The organism is Pseudovibrio axinellae, assembly GCF_900110875.1.
Lineage (GTDB): Bacteria > Pseudomonadota > Alphaproteobacteria > Rhizobiales > Stappiaceae > Pseudovibrio > Pseudovibrio axinellae.
In genome coordinates, this window is sequence record NZ_FOFM01000034.1 from 1 (window position 1) to 7,597 (window position 7,597).

Consider the following 7,597-nt stretch of genomic DNA (forward strand, 5'->3'; position numbering starts at 1 on the left):
GGTACTGCCACCGGCACCGTCACCGAAGAAACGGCGCTGACCACCGGCGGCCAGTTGAGCATTGTGGATCCTGATGCCGGGCAAAACCAGTTTGTCGGGCAATCCGCAGCTCAAGGGGCACATGGCAGCTTCACAGTGCAGCCGGACGGGTCGTGGAGTTATGCGCTCGACAACCAGCAACCGGCGGTGCAGGGCCTGAAGAGCGGCGATCAGCTCACTGACAGTCTCACCGTCACCTCTGTTGACGGCACCTCCCACAAGCTGACAATCACCATCAATGGCACCGACGACAAGGCCCAGATCGGCGGTACTGCCACCGGCACGGTGACTGAAGAAACTGCACTGACCACCAGCGGCCAGTTGAGCATTGTTGATCCTGATGCCGGCGAAGCGCAGTTTGTCGGGCAATCGGCAGCCCAAGGGGCGCATGGCAGCTTCACCGTGCAGCCGGACGGGTCGTGGAGTTATGCGCTTGACAACCAGCAACCGGCGGTGCAGGGCCTGAAGAGCGGCGATCAGCTCACCGACAGTCTCACCGTCACCTCTGTGGATGGCACCACTCACAAGCTGACAATCACCATCCATGGCACCGACGACAAGGCCCAGATCGGCGGTACTGCCACCGGCACGGTGACTGAAGAAACTGCACTGACCACCAGCGGCCAGTTGAGCATTGTGGATCCTGATGCCGGGCAAAACCAGTTTGTGCCCCAGTCACATGCCAGTGCAGCGCACGGAACGTTCACAGTGCAGCCGGACGGGTCGTGGAGTTATGCGCTTGACAACCAGCAACCGGCGGTGCAGGGCCTGAAGAGCGGTGATCAGCTCACCGACAGTCTCACCGTCACCTCTGTTGACGGCACCTCCCACAAGCTGACAATCACCATCCATGGCACCGACGACAAGGCCCAGATCGGCGGTACTGCCACCGGCACGGTGACTGAAGAAACTGCACTGACCACCAGCGGCCAGTTGAGCATTGTTGATCCTGATGCCGGCGAAGCGCAGTTTGTCGGGCAATCGGCAGCCCAAGGGGCGCATGGCAGCTTCACCGTGCAGCCGGACGGGTCGTGGAGTTATGCGCTTGACAACCAGCAACCGGCGGTGCAGGGCCTGAAGAGCGGCGATCAGCTCACCGACAGTCTCACCGTCACCTCTGTTGACGGCACCACTCACAAGCTGACAATCACCATCAATGGCACCGACGACAAGGCCCAGATCGGCGGTACTGCCACCGGCACGGTGACCGAAGAAACCGCACTGACCACCGGCGGCCAGCTGACGGTTACCGATCCCGATGCCGGCGAAGCGCAGTTTGTCGGGCAATCGGCAGCCCAAGGGGCGCACGGAACGTTCACAGTGCAGCCGGACGGGTCGTGGAGTTATGCGCTCGACAACCAGCAACCGGCGGTGCAGGGCCTGAAGAGCGGTGATCAGCTCACCGACAGTCTCACCGTCACCTCTGTGGATGGCACCTCCCACAAGCTGACAATCACCATCCATGGCACCGACGACAAGGCCCAGATCGGCGGTACTGCCACCGGCACGGTGACCGAAGAAACCGCGCTGACCACCGGCGGCCAGCTGACGGTTACCGATCCTGATGCCGGCGAAGCGCAGTTTGTCGGGCAATCGGCAGCCCAAGGGGCGCATGGCAGCTTCACCGTGCAGCCGGACGGGTCGTGGAGTTATGCGCTTGACAACCAGCAACCGGCGGTGCAGGGCCTGAAGAGCGGTGATCAGCTCACCGACAGTCTCACTGTCACCTCCATCGACGGCACCTCCCACAAGCTGACAATCACCATCAATGGCACCGACGACAAGGCCCAGATCGGCGGTGTTGATACTGGGGACGTCACAGAGAATACTGGTGGGGTGGACATGTCGCCCGATTATGCGCAGCCCGGAATGTTAAAGCTTGGAAAAAGCGCGCTGTTTGCACACGGTAAACTGACAATCACGGATCCAGATGCGGGCGAAGCCGAGTTTGACTCCAAAGGGCTTGGTTTTACGTATAGTGGTCGGTTTGGAGACTTACTGCTCAATGCCGATGGTTCGTGGGATTATCATGCCGATGCGGGGAATACGCGTTCAACAGGTGGGCTTTCCACGACTCGAGGAACGACAATAGACCAGCTCGGTGCGGGGCAATCTGTTACGGATACGATTACGGTTTACTCCAAAGATGGCACCGCTCATGATATAAATATCACCATTCACGGCAGTAATGATCGACCCTATTGCTCTTCCGAGGTTGTTTTGCAAAGCGGGAAAGAGGATACAACGCAAACGTTGACCTCAACGCGGCTTCTTGCCAACACTGTGGATGTAGATGCAAATGATGCCGGTAAACTCACAATTGAAAACCTGCATGCGGATCATGGCTCGATCCGAGATAATCAGGACGGCACATACACCTTTACACCGGAGAAAGATTACAGTGGGCAGGTGCACTTAACCTACGATGTGAAGGATGCTAACGGCGGGGTGACGAAAACGGGGGCTACGACGAGCTTGGCAGCAGTTGGCGATGCGGCGGTGATAACAGATACAAAAATTCCCTCAGTTACGGAGGATCGAGGTTACATCAATACCCATTATGAACTTCAGGTTTATGGTCATCTGGACATCACCGACCCAGATCCGGGGGAAGCGGCGTTCGATATCAACCGAGGGTCTCAGACCTATCAGGGTATAGGATATAATAGTTCGATGGGGGGGCATGTTCTGCTGCAAAGAAACGGCGACTTCATCTATTATATTGATAACCGCAAACCCGCTATTCAGCAGCTTGGTGAAGGGCAAACAGCGACGGATACTGTGACGGTCCGCTCTGTTGATGGAACAACGCATCAGGTACAGATTACCATCCACGGCACCAATGATGCTCCGGTACTTAGTGCTGCAACCGCTACCACAACAGAAGGTGGCACGCGGTTAACGGGGCAGATGTCAGCCACAGATGTAGACAGTGGTGATAGTCAAACCTATTCAATGGTGCAAACCGCGCCTGCAGGATTTGCATTGAATGCGGACGGTAGTTGGAGCTTTGATCCAACGAATGCTGCCTATGAACACTTGGCGGCAGGTGCAACACAGCAAGTCTCCATCCCGGTGACCGTGACTGACAAAGCCGGAGCGAGCGATACCCAGAACCTTGTGATTACACTCACCGGTACGAGTAATGCAGCTGTGATCGGCGGTGTTGATACTGGGGACGTCACAGAGAATACTGGTGGGGTGGACATGTCGCCCGATTATGCGCAGCCCGGAATGTCAAAGCTTGGAAAAAGCCCGCTGTATGCACACGGTAAACTGACAATCACGGATCCAGATGCGGGCGAAGCCGAGTTTGACTCCAAAGGGCTTGGTTTTACGTATAGTGGTCGGTTTGGAGACTTACTGCTCAATGCCGATGGTTCGTGGGATTATCATGCCGATGCGGGGAATACGCGTTCAACAGGTGGGCTTTCCACGACTCGAGGAACGACAATAGACCAGCTCGGTGCGGGGCAATCTGTTACGGATACGATCACGGTTTACTCCAAAGATGGCACCGCTCATGATATAAATATCACCATTCACGGCAGTAATGATCGACCCTATTGCTCTTCCGAGGTTGTTTTGCAAAGCTGGAAAGAGGATACAACGCAAACGTTGACCTCAACGCGGCTTCTTGCCAACACTGTGGATGTAGATGCAAATGATGCCGGTAAACTCACCATTGAAAACCTGCATGCGGATCATGGCTCGATCCGAGATAATCAGGACGGCACATACACCTTTACACCGGAGAAAGATTACAGCGGGCAGGTCAATTTCGGGTTTGAAGTCCATGATGGTCATGGCGGTGTAACGCATACAGGAGCAACCACGACGCTTGCTGCTGTTCGAGACAAAGCAATCATTACAGGGACAGACACGGGTTCTGCCACAGAAGACAAAGTGCCCGGCCGCATTGTAATCAATGGGGATCTGGACATTTCAGATCCGGATGGGGCTTCGCAAGAACGTTTCCAGTTCAGCCAAATTGGAGAGCATGCCCTTTCCGACCCGTTTGGTGGGCATCTGCGTATTGATGCCAGTGGAAGCTGGAGTTACTGGGTTGATAACAACAAACCGCAGATCCAGCAATTGGCGGCGGGGCAAGAAGGTCACGCAACCTATCAAGTCTCTTCTGCCGATGGCACAACACACCAGATTCAAATTACAATCCACGGCACCAACGATGCACCGGTACTTAGTGCTGCCACGGCCTCCGCCACTGAAGGCGGCACTCCTATATCGGGACAGATGTCTGCGACAGACGTGGATAACGCCCAAAGCAGCCTTCAATATTCAACAACCGCTCAAATTGACGGGTTTCAAATCAATGCGAATGGACATTACCAGTTTGACCCCTCGAATGCAGCCTATAACAGCCTTGCAGAAGGCGCGCTCAAAACCATAACAATTCCCGTGACTGTGACAGACGGAGATGGAGGGCAGGCACAGCAGAACCTTACAATATCTTTAGCGGGGACAAATGACAGGCCGGTTGTCACAGCAACATCAGGTGCACCAGTTGATATGGGGGAGGTGACGGACGGTCTGACAAAAACATTCAGCCAGACTGAGCTGCTGGGTTTGGCTGGAGCGACAGATCCGGATCATGATCACCTGTCAGTTTCTCAGGTCTCGGTTGATGCACAATATGGTTCATTTGCGCAAGGCTCCAGCGGGGAGTGGGTATTCACGCCAGCCCACGGCAAAACGCTGACCGATGTTCCGGTGACGATGACGATTGGGGATGGTCATGAAACAACAAGTGCTCATGGTGTGTTGGATGTTAAACACATTCCCCTTGCTGTCTCATCTATCAGTCAGGATACGGGTGCGAGCCACACTGATTTCATCACCACAGATAACACATTGATTTACAAAGGAACAGGAACGCCAGGGCATGAGATAACCTTGCTCTATGGCCACAACCCTTCTGCAACTGTGGATGCGAGCGGTCATTGGACAATTGATGCCAGTAATTTCAATCTGTTGACGGGAGATCACAATTTCAGGTTTTACGACCTGCAGGCTAGGAACTTAATAACTCAAAAGGTTTTCATCGCCCATGACAAGCCGGTTCTTGTGATCAATAATGTGGGCGGCGACAATCTAATTGACAGTGGTGAACATGCCAAGCCGCTTTTAATAAGCGGCGAAACTGCAAATGCACTTGATGGCAGCACCGTGGATCTTGAAATTGCAGGAACACATTATACCGGAACTGTTAAAGCCAATCATTGGCAAGTGAATGTTCCAGGGCACGATATCGCTGCTCTGTCAGATCAAAACCTGCTGGTACACGGAACCCTGAACACAGTGGCTGGTATGACAGCAACCGCTCAGCACCACTTCGTGATTGCAGCGAATCCTCTGACAATGCAGAGTTCTGCCAGTTTGAAAGAGGATGCTTCCATCACAGCTATGGGACAGGTCTTCCCTGGGCAACAAGTTGGTCATGTGGACCAACCGGGAACCTATGTTGGCAACTATGGAGAGTTAACCGTCTATGCAGACGGCTCATATAATTACCACCTGAATAACGGCGATAAAGCTATACAGGGACTAAAGACCGGAGAAGGTCTGCAAGAGAATTTCCTGCTGCCGGTAACCGAGACCTCAGGCCAAAAACACTCGGCGGTTCTTGCCATAAAAGTTGCTGGTACAGATGACAATCCAAGTATTAGCGGTACGTTGGAATCTGAGCGTGCAATAAAGCAAGGGGCCGGGACCCACCTCCATGCGGAAGGAGATCTTTTTGTAACAGATGCCGATAAAAATGATCATCTGAGTGTCACCGTGAACGGGCAAAGCTGGGTGCCGGGGACAGCTGCAAATATTGATACGGATATTGGCCGTTTGGTCATCGAGCAAAATGGCCATTGGACCTATGAGCTCATGCATGGTGGGCCAAAACAACAAGCCTTTATCGCTTCTGCCAGTTCAGGCGGTCACCCCAGTGAAAAGTTCGAGATAATTGCGACGGATGGTGATGGCCATCAAACCAGACAGCACCTTTTAGTCACAATGGCTCCAGATAGTACAGACTACACGTTGCGCGGTACGCTAAGAGCAGCGGCAACAGAGGATAAAGTGACAAGCGTGAGCGGTCATCTGGATCCGGTCAGCGGGGTCGGAGTTCTCGATGAAACCCATCACTACACTTGGTCAGTTGATCCCAATGTAAATGGTTCTCACGGCACCTTTACTGTTGATGATCAAGGAAACTGGCACTACGCCCTCAACAATAGCGAGACCGCAATTCAATCTCTCAAGTACGGAGATATCATACAAGACCACGCGACGATCCAGGCAACGGATTCCCATGGGAAATTAATCTCAAGAGATGTTACCGTCGATATAATGGGCAGCAATGATATTGCGGTTATATCTGGTCATCACACAGCATCCATAAAGGAAGATGATAAGCAAGCGGTCACAGGTCAGCTTGTGGGGAGCGATGCTGACAGCGGGGAAACCGTAGCATTCCAGAGCCAGCACGCTGTATCAGGCACTTACGGGCACTTTGAAATAGATGCCAGTGGTGCATGGTCCTACCAACTGGACAATCATAACCTCGATACCCAGCATCTCAGTGGCGGGCAGATTGAAACCGATACATTTCTTGTTACCGCTCACTCAACTGATGGCACAGTTTTGCATCAACAAATCACGGTCAATGTGAGTGGGCATGAGGATCATCCCGTCATCTCTGGCGCAGCTTCCGGGTCAGTAACAGAAGACGCGTTACGGGACACAATTTCCGGCCATCTCACGGCCACGGATGCCGACACCGGTGACAAGCCGACCTTTGTAGAACAGACCCATGTCTCGGGTTCCTATGGAGATTTCTCCATTGATGAACACGGCGCGTGGTATTACCAGCTTGATAATTCCCTAGCTACAATGCAAGGCCTTGATCATGGTGATACGGCCCATGAAAGCTTTCAGGTCGCGGTGCACACAGCAGATGGCGAAACCCAAACCCATACCGTTCAAATCGAGGTGCACGGGACCGATGAAGGGCTGCACTTACCTCCGCCACCTCCTCCAATAGCCAGTGATGAGCCTATAATTGGCGAGGACCAACAGGTTGATGATGACGCTTTGCGCCCTTATCTGACAGCGGTTGGCGCGATGCAGAGCCAAACTGGAACCCCATTGAATCTTGAAGGAAGCACCTACCTCAATGCAGTTGGGGTTGACCATGTCCAGCCTCTAACCTTTGATGTGCCGGAAGAGGTCCTAACCGGATCGGATGAGGATATGCACTCTGTTGATCCCCAGTCTGATATTCATTCGCAAATGGACCCACCAGATACGTTCGATGATATACAGCCAACGGATCCGATGGATGAAAGTGGTTCTAATTAGATGTACAGCGTCTCATCCGGTACTTAGCTAACGGGATGTGCGCGGACTTTCGGCGGGCCTTGTTGCAGGGGGCGTGAATAGCTTACAGAACTCCCAAACCCGTCAATTCAGGTCATGAGATTGCTTCGAACGCGGGCCTGCCGAGTTCGGTTATTGTGTTGAGTATGCGAACGCCAATCTTTGT

1 protein-coding gene is annotated in these 7,597 nt (G+C 53.5%); it reads left to right on the forward strand.

Annotated features, from left to right (window positions below; translation table 11 throughout):
• Positions 1 to 7,413: VCBS domain-containing protein (locus BMZ51_RS22630; protein WP_074882362.1), on the forward strand; the 7,413-nt coding region annotated here is incomplete at its 5' end.
• Positions 7,414 to 7,597 lie beyond the last annotated feature (184 nt).